Raw genomic sequence first — 17,738 nt, 5'->3', positions numbered from 1 at the left:
TCAAAAAAAAATAAGATTTTCTTAGAAATTAGGACTAAGGTCGTACTCTTTATAAAAGCTGTTTAATATTTCGATAACTTCATCTCCAGAGTCGACAAGGTGAATAAGGTCTAAATCTTTAGCACTGATATTTCCAGCGTCTAATAAGGTTGTTTTTACCCAATCCATTAAGCCGCCCCAAAAATCTTTTCCAACTAAAATAATAGGGAATGATTCAATTTTATGAGTTTGTATTAAGGTTATCGCTTCAAAAAGTTCGTCTAAAGTTCCAAATCCTCCTGGCATAACTACAAAGCCTTGTGAATATTTTACAAACATTACCTTACGTACAAAGAAGTAATCAAAGTCTAAGCTTTTATCATTGTCTATATAAGGATTGTCGTGTTGTTCAAAAGGTAATTCTATGTTTAAACCTACGGAAGTTCCACCAGCAATATGAGCACCTTTGTTACCCGCTTCCATAATACCTGGACCACCACCTGTAATAACTCCATAGCCTTGTTCTACAATCTTTTTAGCAACTTCTTCTGTGAGCTTATAGTATTTATGATCTGGCTTTGTTCTTGCAGACCCAAAAATTGAAACACATGGTCCTATTTTACTTAGTTTTTCATAACCATTAACAAACTCTCCCATGATTTTAAAAATTGCCCATGAGTCGTTTGTTTTTATTTCATTCCAGCCTTTATTTTTGTTTTCTGTTCGCATATTGTTTAAATAATTTATTATAGCATTATAAAAGCCATATAATTATATGGCTTTGTCTGATTTTTTGGAAGACCAAATTTAAGTTAAAATGAACGAATTATTTGGCTATTAACAAAAAAATAAGCGTATAAATGAAAAACTCATACGCTTAAAAGTTAAGATATTTAAGTAATTACAGTGGTTTTCGTCCTGAAATAATATTATACAATATAACTACTATAGCAATAACCAATAGTATATGGATAAGGCTGCTACTGCTCATTCCTGGAATAATATCGAGAAGTCCTAATAACCACACAACGATACAAATTACTGCTACAAGCCAAAGAATACTTTTCATAATTATAGATTTTAATTGTTAGTTAAATAAATTTATACAATTAAAATGCTAACGCTTGCAGTTTTAATCTAATGCGTTAAAAAAAATATGAAATACGTCAGAATTATGAAGAATTGTAAGAATTTACATTAGTTCTTTCTTCAAAAACGTTGCAGTGTAGCTCTTTTTATCTTTTATAATTTGCTCAGGTGTACCTTTGGCTACCACTTGTCCGCCAGCTTTTCCTCCTTCGTAGCCAATATCTATGATGTAATCTACTGTTTTTATCACATCTAAGTTGTGCTCAATAATTAAAACGGTATTGCCTTTATCTGCCAATTTATTAAGGACTTTCATTAAGACTCTAATGTCTTCAAAATGTAGGCCAGTGGTTGGTTCGTCTAAAATATAAAAGGTGTTTCCAGTGTCTCGTTTACTTAGTTCTGTAGCTAACTTAATACGTTGAGCTTCACCTCCGGAAAGTGTAGTGCTTTGTTGACCTAAGGTAATGTACCCCAAACCAACATCTTTAATGGTTTTAAGTTTTCTATGGATTTTAGGAATGTTTTCAAAAAAATCAACGGCTTCTTCAATCGTCATATTTAACACATCACTAATTGATTTTCCTTTGTAACGAATTTCCAATGTTTCTCTATTAAATCGTTTACCTTGGCATGTTTCACACTCGACATAGACGTCTGGTAGGAAATTCATTTCAATGACACGTAAACCACCACCTTGACATGTTTCGCAACGTCCGCCTTTAACATTAAAGCTAAAACGGCCTGGTTTGTATCCGCGAATCATCGCTTCGGGTATTTTAGCAAATAAACTTCTAATCTCATCAAAAGTCTTAGTGTAGGTTGCAGGATTACTTCTTGGAGTACGTCCAATTGGTGATTGGTTAATGTCAATGACTTTATCTAAATGTTCTAACCCTTTTATACTCTTATAAGGCATTGGTTTTTTTACTCCATTAAAGTAATGTGCATTTAGAATAGGGTAGAGGGTTTCGTTAATTAAGGTAGATTTTCCACTTCCTGACACTCCAGTAATACCAATCATTTTACCTAATGGTAGTTCTATGTCTACATTTTTTAAATTATTTCCGGTGCAGCCTTTTAATACCAATTTTTTACCATTGCCTTTTCTTCTGGTTTTTGGAATTTCAATTTCCTTTTCACCATTGAGATAAGCAGCGGTTAATGTGTTTTGTTTTAGTAATTCTTTTGGCGTGCCTTCACTTATAATTTTTCCACCATGTTTACCTGCAAAAGGACCAATGTCTATAACATGGTCTGCACGTTCTATCATATCCTTATCGTGTTCAACAACGATTACCGAATTTCCAACATCTCTAAGAGACACTAAAGAATTAATTAGTTTTTCGTTATCGCGTTGGTGTAAGCCAATACTTGGTTCATCTAAAATGTATAATACACCAACCAATTGCGAGCCAATTTGAGTGGCTAGTCTAATACGTTGTGCTTCTCCACCAGAAAGCGATTTTGAACTTCGGTTTAGTGATAAATAGGTAAGTCCGACATCTAATAAAAACTGAACTCTATTTCTAATTTCTTTTATGATTTCAGTTGAGATTTGTTGTTGTTTGCTTGATAAGCGTTCTGTTAAACCATCTAACCATTCGCCAAGTTCAACGACATCCATTTTTACTAATTCGGCAATGCTTTTACCATCAACTTTAAAATAAAGCGATTCTTTGCGTAAACGCGAACCTTCACAAACTGAACATTCTACTTTGTCCATGTATTCTTTTGCCCATCGTGTTAAGGATGTGGAATCTGAGTGGTATTGACTTTCAATAAAATTGGCAACACCTTCAAAATCTATTTTATAATCGCGTGTGACTCCTAAGAGTTTACTTTCTACTGTAAATTTATCTTTACCACCATGAAGTATAATTTTTTTAGCGTCTTCAGGGATGTCTTTCCAAGGGTCGCTTAATGAAAATTCAAAGCGTTGTGCTATAGTTTCAAATTGTTTGAAAATCCAGCTTTTCTTTTGAGGTCCATGTGGTGCTAAAGCTCCATTTTTAATGGATAAGGATTCGTCAGGAACTAGTTTATGATCGTTTACCACATATAATTCGCCAATACCATTACAGTTTTGGCAAGCTCCTTTTGGTGAGTTAAATGAAAAATTATTTGGTTCAGGGTTTGGATATGAAATACCAGAAGAAGGACACATTAAATTCCTACTAAAAAAGCGCGGTTCGTTGGTGTCTTGGTCAATAATCATTAATACATCTTCTCCATGATACATGGCTGTATTTATGGATTCCATCAAGCGTTTCTCGTTGTTTTCGTTATCGTCAATCTTTAGCCTATCAATAACAATTTCGATATCGTGGGTTTTGTAACGGTCTAGTTTCATACCCTTTTCAATATCTACAATGGCTCCATCTGTTCTTACTTTAACAAAACCTTGTTTGGCAATTTGCTCAAACAATTCGCGATAATGACCTTTACGAGAACGCACCACAGGCGATAATATATTAATACGTTTGCCTTTATACGATTCTAAAATAAGGTCTCTAATTTGCTCATCGTTATAGCTTACCATTTGTTCACCCGTTTCATAACTGTAAGCATCAGCAGCTCTAGCATAAAGTAAACGCAAAAAATCATAGATCTCTGTTATGGTGCCAACGGTAGAACGAGGTGATTTACTTGTGGTTTTTTGTTCAATAGCAATCACAGGAGATAGGCCATCAATTTTGTCTACATCAGGACGTTCTAAACTGCCTAGAAATTGACGTGCATAAGCAGAAAACGTTTCAATATAACGACGTTGTCCTTCTGCATATATGGTATCGAAAGCCAAAGATGATTTTCCACTACCAGACAAACCGGTTATGACCACTAGTTTATCTCTAGGGATAGTGACATCAATGTTCTTAAGGTTGTGAACTCGTGCACCTTTAACTTCAATAGAATCGTTGAATTGGCTCATAAATTATTTAAATCCTCCTGTTGTTTTTGCGAAGTTGCAAAGGTACAAATTATAGTTGTTAATTAAATGTAAAGGTTTAAGCTGTTAATAAGGTCGTGTGGTTTTGGTTATGGTAAAATTAGTGAACATTTAGAATCTACTTGGAGAGCAAAAAGAGTAGGTGAAGAAAATGTAGATATACTCAAGTCAGTTTGACTAGTGTCGTTGTTTTGACCTTAATCTTGTTGCCGTTTAATTAATCCGCATTTTGTACATTTACCATTACAAAACTAAAACCCAAAAACAATCATGAAAATCATAGGCATTGGTAAGAATTACGTCAACCAAACTTCAGAAATAAGTGCTAATAAAACTGGTGCGCAAACTATATTTACAAAGCCAGATTCTACTTTGGTTACAGGAAATAAAGATATTCCGTTTCCTAAAATTACAAATGAACTGGCTTATGAAGTAGAATTAGTTGCTAAAATAGGAACACAAGGTAAAGATATTACACTAGAAGATGCCACTTCTTACATTTCAGAAATAGCAGTTGGTATAGATTATACAGCAACAGATGTATTAGCGGCTAGCAGAGAAAATAAAGGACCTTGGGCTTTGGCTAAAGGGTTTGATGGTGCCTCTCCAATTTCAAGTTTTAAGTCTGTTTCCGAATTTTCCGATTTGAATGCTATTAATTTCGATTTGAAGATAAATGGAGAACAAAAACAAGTAGGGCATACCAGTCTAATGATTTATAGTTTTGCTGAAATTATTGCTTATGTATCCTCATTTATGACTTTAGAGGAAGGTGATCTTATTTTTACAGGAACACCAGCAATGGGGAAAGGTTTAAATCATAAAGGCGATCATGTGCAAGCGTCTATAGAAGGTGAGTTGCTATTAGATTTTAAATTGGTTTAATTGGGGATTGTTTTTGGAGCGAATCTGACTTTACACGTTTAATTTCCTGTTGCATTTTATTAATGGCATCTGCTGAATTTCCACTGCGAATAGCGTCTTTTTGCGTGGACAACCTGTTTAATTCTTCTTGAGAATAATTCGTTTCAGTAGTTGCTTCAGTATTAAGATCTTTTGATTTTTTACCAAGTTTTACATTAAAATCTTCGCTATTCCCTTCAATAACCACAGGAATGCCAATAATTCCTAATGGAGGTAAACCTATTCGCATTTTAAGGTTTAGGTCGCCATCAAAAGAGGTTTGGCCTTCTGCTCTTAGTCTAAAAGGGCTTACTTTAAACTTAAACGGTTCTATGTCTAGTATATTATTGTCTACAGTAGATATAATAGTGATTTCAGACACTTTTGGGTCATTTAAAGCACCAAAGCCAGATTTTTCGGATACTTTACCCATTAGCTTATAACCATCAAATTTAACACTATGTACTTTTAATGTGCCTTTGCCTTTAAGTGCGGGTAAAACGGGTAGCATTTCATCGTCTATGGTGCCTGTTAAACTGTAATCTATCGATACTATTCCAGAGGCTTGTGCAGCAGCAGGTGCTAATTCTTTAAATAAGGACATACTATTATATCCTTTTTCTATATTGAGTTGATTAGCTTTTAGATCCATAGAAAACAGTGCTTCTTTTGTGGTTAAAGCTTGATAGAACCCTTTGAGCTGTGCTGTACCATCAACCATTTCTAAAGTACTATTTTTTAAGAAAAGCCCTTGATTTTTTAACCCTAAATGGCCGGAGAATTCAGTGATATTTAAGCTGTTGTATTTTAGGCTGTCTATTTTAATTTGAATAGCTAAATCTAAGTTTTTAGGGATTTGCATTACACCTGTTACAACGGATTCTGTTGTATTTATATTGGCAGTACTGTTAGACTGCTGGATTAGTTGTTCTTCCTTTGGGAAAAATTCGGTAATATCAATTTTTGGTGATTTTAAATTTAGATCTCCCATTAATACTCCTTTAGATAATAGTGCATAATCTATATAATTCTGAAAATAGCCATCCATATCTACTTCAGAAGATTGGTGTTGAATAGCTAATTTAGAAAATGCCATTTTATCGTTTAGAAATAGAAATTGCCCTTCTTTAATCAAAACAGGATATTGAAGTATTGACGTTTTTATCTCAACATCTTTTAAATCTAATGTGCCGCTGTTACTATTCTCATTTTGTGAGTTATTAAGTTGTCCTTTTAAATTTAAATCGGCATTTAATTGACCATTTACGATTAAAAACGGTAATTCTACAACTTGATTTAGTGTTGTAAAGTCTATACGTCCTTTCGCTTTTATATCATATTCTGGTTGGTCAAAATTCTTAAAATAACCTTGACTTGTAAATGGGGTATCTAAAAAGCTAAAGTTTAGAGCATTTACTGTTAGTGAAGACTCTGCATATGATTGCCCTTCATTTAGGATTTTGGCATTAAGTTCAATATTTTTTATAGGCTCTGGATATCCGGATGTTAGCAAGTAACCATCAGTTAATTTAAAAACACCTTTGGTTTTGGGTAATTTAGATGTTTGTGGTTCATAAATTCCATCTACAGTAACATCTGCAGCTAATATGCCATTAAATTCTAAATCTGGTAAACTTAAAGTTTGATTAAGAATGTTGAGGTTAATATTAGATTGTATATTAGACTTTACATACATGGAATCTGTTCTGCCTTTTACAAACATTTGCCCCGTAGTAATTTCCTTATTGAGTGAAAAGTTAAGACTATCTAGGCTAAGGTTCATCCAGTTGTCTTTAAAATCTCCTTTAAAATTTGCATACAGGTTTTCTAGGGCTTGGTCTGCGTCCTTATGTTTTATATAACCGTCATAAATGTTAACTGTTAGGTCTGTACGATTTATTTTAGAAGTTTTAGGTACAGATCCCGTATAACCAGCAAGGTGTAGCTTTGCTGTCATATCTCCTTTAAGGCTTAAGTCTTTAGACCATTCTACATATTTTGGAGGTAATGCACTAATCACGTTTTTAAGAGTGCCGTTTTGTGTTTTAAAAAGTAAATTATAGGCAAAACCATTGTCAAAAACCTTTAAGTTACCGTTAAAATTTACTTCAAGATCATTTAACGAAATAGTGTTTTTATCTAAAGCAATAGATAGGTTTTTAGTATCGTAAATGGTAAACGATTTTGCTTTTAATTTTTTCCCTTTTAAGTATTCTGAGTTCTCAAAAACCACATCAACACTCGTGATGTCTAGTTTTGAACCTAATTTTAGTTCACCATCAATAATGCCGCCTTTTCCGTTGTAGTTAAGTCCATGAGAAAAAACACGAATACCCAAGTCGTTATCTGCATATTCAACTGTTGCATTTTCAATTTTAAGACGTTTAAGGTTTAGGTTTAAACCAGCAGAACTGCTATCATTTGCCACTGCTGTAGTGTCTGTTGCTCTTAAGATATCGTAGTTGTTGCGTTCAAATTTATCCTTAACCAGTTTTATATTACAATCGGTAAGATAGGTTTCATTAATTACGATTCTGTCTGAAAATAAGAGTTTAAATACATTGATACCAAATCCTAATTCTTTTGCGTTAATTAAAGTGTCTTTTTCAAAGGGTTTAGAACTTGATAAATTTACATTTTGAAACGAAAAGGTTAATGAAGGAAAATGTGTAAAGAACGAAATGTTAGAATCTTTAAATTGAAGTTCGGTTTCTAAATTTTGATTGATACCTTTTTTGATTTCTTCAGAAATGAGATCATTAAAAATGGAAGGTATAGCAAACAAACTAATGATAAGTAGTAAAAATAGGGCAGAAACCCACTTTAATAGTTTTCCAAACTTGTTTTTATTTGCCTTTTCCATTAGTGCTTATATTGCTAAAAATTATAAGCTGTCAAAAGTAGTATTTTTTTAAGTTTTAACTCGTTACAATGGGGAATTATAAGAGGTTTTCTCATTAAGAAATTGTAATATTTTTTTGTTTTAGCAGTTCAAATATTAAAAAAAAATAGTTTTATTTATGGCTTTTATTGCCTCAGCATAACATTATAAGTATTGATAACAAAGAGGCTTATAATACACTTACAAAATACCACTCATAAGGCTTACCAAGTTGAGTGCATCAGAAAGGCTTTGTTTTAGGTTTGATATTGTAAGGACGTTCCTTAATATATCAATAGCGTATTAGTCGTTTCTATCTATTTTGTTGTAGGCGCGAATTACTAAAACAGCCCAAACGATTACACAAATGGATACAAATAGCGAAAACGAAAAAATGATTTCATTGGCCTCCATTCAAAATCTGTTTTATAAAGATTACTAATCCAAGTATTGTTGGTGCCCAAAGCCCTACAAATATAGCATGAAGCTCATCTCCTCTTAAGAATAAATATTCGGCAACCACTATAATTAAAGCACATAAAGCTAGCATAAAGAGGTTTAAAGGCCCTATTTTTTTTATAAAACTCATCTTAGGTTCGTTATTTCGTTGCTTTAAATTTAATGAAAAAAATAGTCAATACCACTTCAAGTGGACTAAATATAAATGCATAAAACAAGCAGTCGTAATAGAACATCTACATCTTGAACTTAATGATGTTGGTATTATTGAATGTTATATGTCTTTTTTTTATCAGTATTAAGGCTTTAGCTATAGAGTGGGTTATGAATTAGATTAGTGGTGCGTTTTAGGGTGTTATTGCCTTTAGAATTTAACAAAAACTTCATTAAGTTTAACTCAATTATATCACATTGTTAAATTACTGCTAAATCTTTGATGTTTAGATGTTTTATGTCTCTAATTGTGATCCAAAAATGCTTTTAGTTTCGTATCTTTGATTATACCAAATGACCTGTTTTATGAAAGCACTACAAGACCTAAGAAATAGACTATTAAAGTCTAAGCCTAAACGGCTCAAAAACGATATAAATCGTAACGATATTGATGCGAGACGTGTGTTAACACGTTATTTCTCAAAGGACGATGACGACTTCTTATTTATATAATTAGTTCGGGTTATGGTAGGCCTCAAAATGCATCTAATTTAATGTGGCTCTAAGGCCATTTTGTTAGCTTATGTAAATCACCACTTTTTGATATGTAAGAGAGGTGAGAGTCATTGTTGAAGCTTCTAATTTTAACTCTAATTGAACGTGATATTTTATTAATAGTAAATCAGAAGATTAAAAAAAAAAGGAAAAAAGAAGCCGTACGCGCTTTCAGGTAAAAGAAAGTAGCAAAATTGGATAAAAGGCAAAGCATACCTAAAGTTATTAATAGACAATCATAAAAAAACCACTTCAATACGAGTGGTTTTTTGCTGTAAAGCGGTTATCTTTATACCAATAGAAAATACATGAAATACCAATGGATATAAAACTAGCAGTATTAATAGATGGAGATAACATTCCGTCTGCTTACATAAAAGAAATGATGGAAGAGGTGGCTAAATATGGCAATCCCACTATAAAACGTATTTATGGTGATTGGACCAAACCTAACTTAAACAAATGGAAAAACTTGTTGTTAGAAAATGCCATTACACCAATACAACAATATGGTTACACTACAGGTAAAAACGCTACAGATTCAGCTATGATTATTGACGCCATGGATATATTGTACTCTGAAAAGGTAGATGGCTTTTGTTTGGTTTCTAGCGATAGTGATTTTACACGCTTAGCAACGCGTTTGCGCGAAGCTGGTATGGCTGTTTATGGTATAGGTGAAAAGAAAACACCAAACCCATTTATTGTGGCTTGTGATAAGTTTATTTATATCGAGATTCTTAAAAATCAACGAGAAGAACGACCTTCAGAATCTAGTACAGCACCAACAGCCCCAAAAAATGACTACGATACTATCACACAAAAAGAGATTAATTTTATTGCGTCTACCATAGATGATGTTGCCGATGATGATGGCTGGGCGTTCTTAGGTGATGTAGGAAGTTTGCTGCAAAAGAAACAGCCTAACTTTGATTCTCGTAATTATGGGTTTCAGAAACTAACGCCTTTAATAAATTCAATTTCTGCATTTGAAATTGAACGCCGTGAAGATTCTAGAGGGCGTTCAAAGTTAATTTATGTAAAACTTAGTGAGGATAAATCTAAGCGAAAGAAGAAGTAGGCTGTGTTGTAAAATAGCCCTTATTAACCTATGGTCAATTGCAAAATAAAGATATAAAAAAACTTAGTCTAAATTACAGACTAAGTTTTTTTATATCCATTAATTAAGGGTGTCTTGTTATTTAGTTAAAACAAGTTCGCCAGAATTTATAGCTTTTGTGTAATTGGCTTTAACGGTATTTAAAAATCCAAAGAATTTTGAACCGTCTTTTTTCTTAAGTGTTACGGTTGTAGAACCGTTAGCTTCAGTTTCTATTTTATCAATAACAACGGTTTCATTATTTACTGACTTATAATTTGTTACAACACCTCGTTTTATCAAAATATTCGCTTTAGGAAAATCAACGTGATTAAAGCCTTGCGCTGTTGGCGTTTTTACGGTTAATATATCTCCTTCTTTTGGTGTGTTATTAGCAGAAGCTGTTAAAACGAAAGCGAAGCATAAAAGTGTAAAAATTACTTTTTTCATAGTGAATTGGTTTTAAATTGTGTTTGTAGTAAAAATAATAAGATTTTTTCATCGAATTTATAACTTTTAATAATTCTTAACATTTGTAAATACATTCTAAATTCAGATATTTTTTTTATTATTTTAGTTTTTTAATAACCCTAAAGCATATAAAAAACACGATGAAATTATTAGGAATAGGATCGAGAATAAACCACGCAGAATTTGGAAAAGGAGTTGTTACCAATGTCACTTCAAAACACTATTGGGTGACTTTTATTGATAACGGATTAGAAACTATAGATTTAGACTCTGAATTTGACGTCATAGAAGCTGCAGAAGACGATGTGGATACGGTTAGTTTTTATGAAGTTGAACGCAGTTTAAAATCCATATTAAAAAAATGGTCTGATGTGTCTGAAGTAGTTACAATTGCAGATAAGTGGAAAGGCGGAAAGCTAATTATGCAACCTGGAGATACAAACTTAAAGTCGAGTGAAATGCCTATAGATACATTCTTTCGTAAGATTACTATGGTTCGTGATCGCTTGCGTGTTATGGAACAGAAAATTAATTCAAGTAATCTTGAAGAACAAGAAAAGATAGATTTACAACAATATATCACAAGAAGTTATGGGAGCTTAACAAGTTTTAATGTGTTGTTTAAGTTAAAGAGTCAGCAGTTTGTAGGGCAGAGGAGTAAGTAGTTTTTTGGATTGCAGTATTGGGTTAGTGCTTTTTGAAGTTTAGTTCTTATTAGCGCTCTTCCAATTTCTATTTTATAAAAACAGTTTGGTGCTGCTTAAGATGAATTAAAAGCCCCTTTCAAAATGAAAGGGATTTTTTTTAAAATTTTATAGTATTTTATTTAGCGTGTCAATGTAACAGTACCGCTACAATTATTTCCTAATTCAACACAACCAGGTCCCGTTACTTCTTCTTGGTTACTTTCACTTGTTCCTGTAAATGTATCTGTTTCCAAATTATAAGTCAATTGAGAAGAATAATTAGCTATTTTAAAATCAACACCACCACAAGGTGGAGAGAAAAAATCTTGATATACTGCAGTTATAGTTAAAACATTATTCTCAAAAGTGAAATTATTAGTAATATAATTACCATTAGCATCATCTTCTTGAGTTACTGTATAATTGTCATTTAATGTAATAGGTCCAGTTCCATTATCTGAGGATGTATTCCCATTAGTAGAAACACAGTCAGAGTTTTCAGTGATTGTCCAAGTACTAAAAATATTAACATATGTCTCCACATATACATAGTCGCCATCGACTTCTTCTAAGACCATCTTGTTGGGTGATAATTCTAATACTGTAATTATTGACGATTCTCCTTCGGCAGTTTCAATAATTGTATTGTCGTTTATTTCATAATTACTAGTAGATTCATCAGCATTTTCACAGAAATCTCCATAATATTCTGTAGAAATTAACTGAGATGCATTAAACTGTACAATAATATTACAATCGTCAATACTAAAAGTATTTTCTCCATTTTCTGTTTCTCCAACTAAATACCAAGTGCCAATTAATAGCTCTGCATTTACTGGTTCAACTTCGCCTATTGTTGCAGACCCAAAAGCAACACAGCCATTGTTATCTACAACCATTAGGTAGTAATTGCCTTCTTCTGGGGCAATAATAGAATCACTTATTATACCTGTATCGGTTTCTCCTGTAGACCAATAAAAATCATAATCTTCAGTCTCTCCATTAACAATAGCAACCAAAAGATTGCCTGGATCTATACCAATAATAACTTCTAGGTTAGCATCATTACATTGATTTTCTATTAGTGTTGTATCAGGAGTATTTGGCGCATTAGGATTGGTAACATCAACAGGTGGTTCTGATGCGGAAGCAGCTCCAGCAAAAATAACAGCAGCCAGAACTCCTGCAAACGCAGTAGGAGCCGTAACTACTAATATTGCAGCGCCAGCAACTCCGGCACTAACACCTAGCCAACCACTTAGAGCAGTCCATTCTATGGTATTTGTACCTCTTAAAAGATTATAACCTGTAAAATCTTCTCCATCAACTTCGATAGTTGAAAAATTAACTACTGTATCTTCCATCGACGTCCAATCGCGATCATAAACAACATAGTTTACTAAACCGTCTTCAGGATATTCAAAACGGTGTATGATGTTATCTTTAATCCCATTAGTTTCAGAGTAAAGCAGTGAAACTCTTTGATTGGTATCTAAAATAATAAACTCTGTTTTGTTTGAATTTGCAATTCTGTAGGCGAAGCTTTTAACCTGCAAAGGGTTGCCAGATGCATCTGCATTTCCATAAACATAGGTCGTGGCATTATCACTATCGATATAGATTTCTGATAATAATTGACCTTCAGAATTAGGTGCATTTACATATTCTATAATGGAATTATTTGGGTTAACAGTATCTGTTGTCTCATCATCAGAACAAGAAAACACTACTGTAATTAAACAGAGTAATAAAAAAAAGCGGATAAAATTTTTCATGGTAAAATAGTTGATTAATAATGATTGAAAAATTAATGAATGATACTCAATTCAAAAATACCTAGTACTAGGTATTTTTGAATTGAGTAGATTATTAAAATAATCAACTAGAAGATGAGATGTGATGTAATGAGAAGCTGAGGTATTGCTTTGTTTTTTGGATAATAAAACAGTCTCTTTACTAATTTGTAAATCTGTAACTTAGCAACTAACTTACAAGCTAAGACCTTTCACATCACCCATTTCTATCCCAAGAAATAACAATTTATGGAATGTGGGTAATTCCGCTCCTGTTTCTGTAGTTACCCAATTTTCCCATGTGGCCTCTAAGCCATCAATAGGCAATATATCCACCCACATTTGAAAGCTTGTTGGTTTTCCATTAGCATCTAAATGCCATAAATATGAATCGCCTGGCGTAGAGCCTCCAGAAGTATAGGTTACTAAAAGGGCGTCTTTTTGGTCTTTTGTTTTTACCAATCTGCGTTCCGTGCCTTTATCAAATACTTTGTAGGGAGCAACCAACCAAAACGAATCGTTATTAAAATAGTTTTCAGCTTTAGTAATATAGTCTTGTTTCTCTATACCATTGTATTCTTGTTCTAAAACAAAAACTTTAGAATTATTAGGATTTTCAAAGTCTAAAAGCACTGTAAAATTGTCCCAGTATACTTCGCAGGTATGATTAGACTTATACCATTTGTAGTGTTGTTTACCTTTAAAGGTCCACTCTAAATAGTCGGTATTTAAATAGGCTGCTTCATCTAAGGCATCAAGCATTTTTGTGGCTAGTTGGTCTGCTTTAGCTCCTGGTTGCCCTTTTGGTAAGTCTTCATTGTATTTGAAATATATAAAGCCAAAAAGTAACAGTGAAGGTAAAGTGAAGAATACGATAACTCCACCTATTATTTTTAGTGCTTTTTTTAATTTGGATTGTTTTGCCATAATTGTAAGTCGTTTTAAACTTCAAGAATTAATACGGTTAGATAGTAATGCTTAAATCTGTTTTATGTTAAATTGCTTTTCAATCTCTATACGTTTGGTGTTACTAAATGTTTTAAGGTCTTCAAAGAATAAGGTGAAATCGGCTTCAAAAGCATCATAATGTACTTTAAGCTCTTTGGTTGCTAAGTTCATTTTAGAAAGCCCTTTTGTTCTGTGATTCATGCCATTTAAAACAGTTTGTATGCCTTCAATTGTGGCATAACTGAGTAACCAATTATCTTCAATCATAATTGGAGTGAGCTTTTTAAATCGCGGAGGTAAGAGTTCAATATGCGCTTTAAGACTTTTATAAAAATTATCAATATAATCTGCAAGCGGAATGTCTGAATAAGTGGTCCAGTTTTTGGCTAAAAAATGATCAAAAAAGATGTCTACAATAACGCCGCTGTAATGACCATAACCTTTATGTAAGCGTTTGGTGCATTGTCTAAAAAGAGGATGCGCGTCAGTAAAAGTATCAATATGGCGATGTAACTTAATGCCTGCTTGAATTTCTGTAGGGTATAATTTGTATTTATTACCTCTTACACCATCGCTAACAAAGTTTCCAATAGTAATGAGTTCGTTGTCTCCTGAAAGATAAATATGGGCGAGAAAATTCATGCATCGAATTTACAAATTCATAATAACAAAATAGTTAAAAACGGTATATCTATTTATATTTGCTAAAAATAGATGTATACATGACTTTAATAAAATCAATATCAGGAATTAGAGGGACTATAGGAGGACCAGTAGACGAAAACTTAACACCTATAGATACGGTTAAATTTGCAGCTGCTTACGGAACTTGGTTGAAGCAACAGCGTAATAAAGACAACTATGTCGTTGTTGTGGGTAGAGATGCTCGTATTTCTGGTGAAATGATTCAGAATTTGGTAATGAATACTTTAGTTGGTCTTGGAATTCATGTTATTGATTTAGGGTTGTCTACAACACCAACAGTAGAAATCGCTGTGCCATTAGAACATGCAGATGGTGGTATTATATTAACTGCAAGTCATAATCCTAAGCAATGGAACGCCTTAAAGCTTTTAAATGCTAAAGGTGAGTTTTTAAATGGAGCAGAAGGACAGAAAATATTAGAGATTGTAGATTCTAACACTATGAGTTTTGCTGAGGTTGATGATTTAGGGAAAATAACAATTAACGATGCGTATATTGATATTCACATCGATGAGGTCTTAGACCTTGACTTAGTGAATGTAAAAGCTATAAAAGAGGCTAATTTTAAAGTGGTTGTAGATGGTGTGAATTCTACAGGAGGTATTGCTATTCCTTTATTATTAGAACGTTTAGGTGTTGAGCCTGTAAAATTATATTGTGATCCAACAGGTCATTTTCCACATAATCCAGAACCATTAAAAGAACATTTAGGTGATTTAGCAAAAGCGGTTGTAAAAGAGCATGCAGATTTCGGAATCGTGGTAGATCCAGATGTTGATCGTTTAGCCTTTATGGATGAAACAGGAGAGATGTTTGGAGAAGAATACACTTTAGTAGCTTGTGCCGATTACGTATTGAGTAAAACGCCAGGAAACACAGTGAGTAATATGAGTTCTACACGTGCTTTACGTGATGTTACCGAAAAACATGGAGGAACTTATGAAGCGAGTGCAGTAGGAGAAGTAAACGTTGTTACTTTGATGAAGAAAAACAATGTAGTTATTGGTGGTGAAGGAAATGGCGGCATTATTTATCCAGATTCTCATTACGGACGTGACGCTTTGGTTGGTGTGGCATTATTTTTAAGTTTATTAGCTGAAAAGCAAATGAAAGTTAGTGAGCTTAGAGCTTCTTACCCAAACTATTTTATGAGTAAGAAGAAGATTCAATTAACTCCAGGATTGGATGTTGATGGCATTTTAAACGCTATGGAATCTAATTATAGCCATGAAAAATTAACGACTATTGATGGTGTAAAAATTGATTTCGCGGATAGTTGGGTACATTTACGTAAGAGTAACACAGAGCCAATTATTAGAATTTATACCGAAGCACCATCACAAGCAGCAGCAGATACTTTAGCAGATCGTTTTATTGAAGAAATAAAAGCGATTGCTAATATTTAATTCTAATATAAAGAAGCTGTAAATAACTAAGAGTCTCAAGTAAATAAAAGTATATTAAGACATGCGTTGATAGTCATTGTCTTAATTTGTAAAATGACAGAAGGATGATTTTAGAAACGAATTCTACAGAGGTAACTGAATTGGAAACCTATTTTAATCAATTTAGACAACATATCATTGGTCAGGATCAACGCTTTAAATCCCCTTATGGAGAACAAAGAATCATCTATACCGATTGGACAGCTTCAGGACGTTTATACAGACCTATAGAAGAGAAAATTAGTAATGAGTTTGGACCTTTTGTAGCCAATACACATACAGAGACTACAGTTTCTGGTACAGCAATGACCAAAGCGTATCATAAAGCTAAGCATATTATTAAGGATCACGTTAATGCTAATGATGATGATATTTTAATCTGCTCAGGAAACGGTATGACAGGTGTTATTAATAAGTTTCAGCGTATTTTAGGTTTAAAAGTTCCTGAGAATTTAAAGGAATTTACTTCTATTCCAGAGGAAATGCGCCCTGTTGTTTTTGTTTCGCATATGGAACATCATTCTAATCAAACGACCTGGTTAGAAACGATGGCTAAGGTTGAAGTTGTTCCGCCAGATGATGAAGGTTTATTTTGCTTAAAGAATTTAGAAACCTTATTACATAAATATAAAGATTGTACCATAAAAATTGCTTCTGTAGTAGGCGGTTCAAATGTTACAGGTATTCAGATTCCGCATCATGATGTTGCTAGGTTAATGCATAAACATGGTGGTGTTTGTTTTGTAGATTTTGCTTGTTCTGCGCCTTACGTAGATATGGATATGCACCCTAAAGATAAGGAGGCACAATTGGATGCTATTTTCTTTTCGCCTCACAAATTTTTAGGAGGCCCAGGAACTTCAGGTGTTTTGGTTTTTAATAAGAAACTGTATAAAAATATGGTGCCAGACTGTCCAGGAGGAGGTACTGTAAGTTGGACCAATCCTTGGGGCGAACACAAATATATAGATAATATAGAAGATAGAGAAGATGGTGGAACACCTGGTTTTCTTCAGGTTATAAAAACAGCTCTTTCTATAAAGTTAAAGGAACAAATGGGAGTGGATAAAATGTTGAAACGCGAGCACGAGTTGGTTGATATTATTTTTAAGCAGCTTGAAGGTATCTCCAATATCAACATTCTTGCAGGTCAGCATAAAGATAGACTAGGTGTTATTTCATTTTATATTGATGATTTGCATTTTAATTTAGCGGTGAAATTACTAAACGATAAATTTGGAATACAAACACGTGGTGGTTGCAGTTGTGCCGGTACTTATGGGCATTTCTTATTGCACGTAGATCAGCAAATGTCGCACGAGTTAACCAATGAGATTTCAATAGGAGAGCTAGTACGTAAGCCCGGTTGGATAAGGATGTCTATTCACCCAACAACAACGAATGCCGAAATTAATTATGTATGTGAGAGTATCATAGATTTAGCAAAACATCATGAAGTATGGGCTAAAGATTATGAATATTCTAAATGTAACAATGAGTTTGTACATAAAACTTTAGTTGGTAAGCCTTGTACGGCAACTAATGTAGATGCTTGGTTTGAGATGTAATAATTTGTGGTTTTGATATATGAACTAAGTGTGTTCATAATCTAAAATTGGCCG

The 17,738-nt window shown here is 33.3% G+C and carries 15 protein-coding genes; 6 read left to right on the top strand and 9 right to left on the bottom strand.

The features are described 5' to 3' along the window. Positions 1–21: 21 nt before the first annotated feature. The 3 genes from KO504_RS01980 to uvrA all read right to left on the bottom strand — a co-directional run bounded on the left by KO504_RS01980 (position 22) and on the right by uvrA (position 4,000). Entirely contained in the window at positions 22–708 is a 687-nt protein-coding gene (locus KO504_RS01980) for a TIGR00730 family Rossman fold protein (protein WP_215924651.1), read from the bottom strand. A 172-nt stretch (positions 709–880) separates the two neighbouring features. Next, a complete protein-coding gene (locus KO504_RS01975) occupies positions 881–1,048 on the bottom strand; it encodes a lmo0937 family membrane protein (protein WP_115839263.1) in 168 nt (55 codons plus the stop codon). A gap of 123 nt (positions 1,049–1,171) precedes the next feature. Next, the gene (uvrA, locus tag KO504_RS01970; RefSeq protein ID WP_215924650.1) at positions 1,172–4,000 is read right to left on the bottom strand and encodes an excinuclease ABC subunit UvrA; all 2,829 of its coding nucleotides are present in this window, start codon (positions 3,998–4,000) and stop codon (positions 1,172–1,174) included. Between the two features lie 288 nt (positions 4,001–4,288). On the opposite strand from uvrA, the gene KO504_RS01965 reads away from it, so the two are divergent. Next, a complete protein-coding gene (locus KO504_RS01965; protein ID WP_215924649.1) occupies positions 4,289–4,903 on the top strand; it encodes a fumarylacetoacetate hydrolase family protein in 615 nt (204 codons plus the stop codon). Here the strand turns inward: KO504_RS01965 and KO504_RS01960 are convergent. Both KO504_RS01960 and KO504_RS01955 read right to left on the bottom strand, forming a co-directional pair. Then, the gene (locus tag KO504_RS01960; protein ID WP_215924648.1) at positions 4,890–7,784 is read right to left on the bottom strand and encodes an AsmA-like C-terminal region-containing protein; all 2,895 of its coding nucleotides are present in this window, start codon (positions 7,782–7,784) and stop codon (positions 4,890–4,892) included. The two genes, KO504_RS01965 and KO504_RS01960, sit on opposite strands and share 14 nt — an antisense overlap. 418 nt (positions 7,785–8,202) lie before the next feature. Then, on the bottom strand, positions 8,203–8,391 hold the full coding sequence (locus KO504_RS01955) for a hypothetical protein (protein WP_215924647.1): 189 nt from the start codon (positions 8,389–8,391) through the stop codon (positions 8,203–8,205). Positions 8,392–8,780: 389 nt separating this feature from the next. Between KO504_RS01955 and KO504_RS01950 the strand changes: the two genes are divergently transcribed. Together KO504_RS01950 and KO504_RS01945 are read left to right on the top strand one after the other, a co-directional pair. Continuing rightward, the gene (locus KO504_RS01950) at positions 8,781–8,927 is read left to right on the top strand and encodes a hypothetical protein (protein ID WP_215924646.1); all 147 of its coding nucleotides are present in this window, start codon (positions 8,781–8,783) and stop codon (positions 8,925–8,927) included. A gap of 361 nt (positions 8,928–9,288) precedes the next feature. Continuing rightward, entirely contained in the window at positions 9,289–10,050 is a 762-nt protein-coding gene (locus tag KO504_RS01945) for an NYN domain-containing protein (RefSeq protein WP_215924645.1), read from the top strand. A gap of 117 nt (positions 10,051–10,167) precedes the next feature. Here KO504_RS01945 and KO504_RS01940 read toward each other — a convergent pair whose 3' ends face one another. Beyond that, positions 10,168–10,518: a hypothetical protein gene (locus KO504_RS01940; protein WP_215924644.1), complete on the bottom strand. Its 351-nt coding sequence runs from the start codon at positions 10,516–10,518 to the stop codon at positions 10,168–10,170. Positions 10,519–10,679: 161 nt separating this feature from the next. On the opposite strand from KO504_RS01940, the gene KO504_RS01935 reads away from it, so the two are divergent. Further along, positions 10,680–11,204 (top strand): hypothetical protein, encoded by a 525-nt coding sequence (locus KO504_RS01935; protein ID WP_215924643.1) that lies wholly within the window; start codon positions 10,680–10,682, stop codon positions 11,202–11,204. Positions 11,205–11,365: 161 nt separating this feature from the next. Here the strand turns inward: KO504_RS01935 and KO504_RS01930 are convergent, their stop codons facing one another. From KO504_RS01930 to KO504_RS01920, 3 genes are all read right to left on the bottom strand, one after another. Beyond that, entirely contained in the window at positions 11,366–13,000 is a 1,635-nt protein-coding gene (locus KO504_RS01930) for a lipocalin family protein (protein WP_215924642.1), read from the bottom strand. Between the two features lie 213 nt (positions 13,001–13,213). Beyond that, positions 13,214–13,945, bottom strand: a complete 732-nt coding sequence (locus tag KO504_RS01925; RefSeq protein WP_215924641.1) for a hypothetical protein — start codon at positions 13,943–13,945, stop codon at positions 13,214–13,216. Positions 13,946–13,996: 51 nt separating this feature from the next. Continuing rightward, positions 13,997–14,608: an ACP phosphodiesterase gene (locus tag KO504_RS01920; RefSeq protein WP_215924640.1), complete on the bottom strand. Its 612-nt coding sequence runs from the start codon at positions 14,606–14,608 to the stop codon at positions 13,997–13,999. Between the two features lie 80 nt (positions 14,609–14,688). On the opposite strand from KO504_RS01920, the gene glmM reads away from it, so the two are divergent. Beyond that, the gene (gene glmM, locus KO504_RS01915; RefSeq protein WP_215924639.1) at positions 14,689–16,077 is read left to right on the top strand and encodes a phosphoglucosamine mutase; all 1,389 of its coding nucleotides are present in this window, start codon (positions 14,689–14,691) and stop codon (positions 16,075–16,077) included. A 104-nt stretch (positions 16,078–16,181) separates the two neighbouring features. Continuing rightward, positions 16,182–17,684 carry an aminotransferase class V-fold PLP-dependent enzyme gene (locus tag KO504_RS01910; RefSeq protein ID WP_215924638.1) on the top strand — a complete coding sequence of 501 codons (1,503 nt, stop codon included), beginning with the start codon at positions 16,182–16,184 and terminating at the stop codon, positions 17,682–17,684. The last annotated feature ends 54 nt before the right edge of the window (positions 17,685–17,738 follow it).

Source organism: Winogradskyella psychrotolerans (assembly GCF_018860565.1).
In the GTDB taxonomy this organism is placed as follows: Bacteria; Bacteroidota; Bacteroidia; order Flavobacteriales; family Flavobacteriaceae; genus Winogradskyella; species Winogradskyella damuponensis.
The sequence above is the reverse complement of the archived record's forward strand: the minus strand, read 5'-3'. Positions and strand labels throughout refer to the sequence as shown.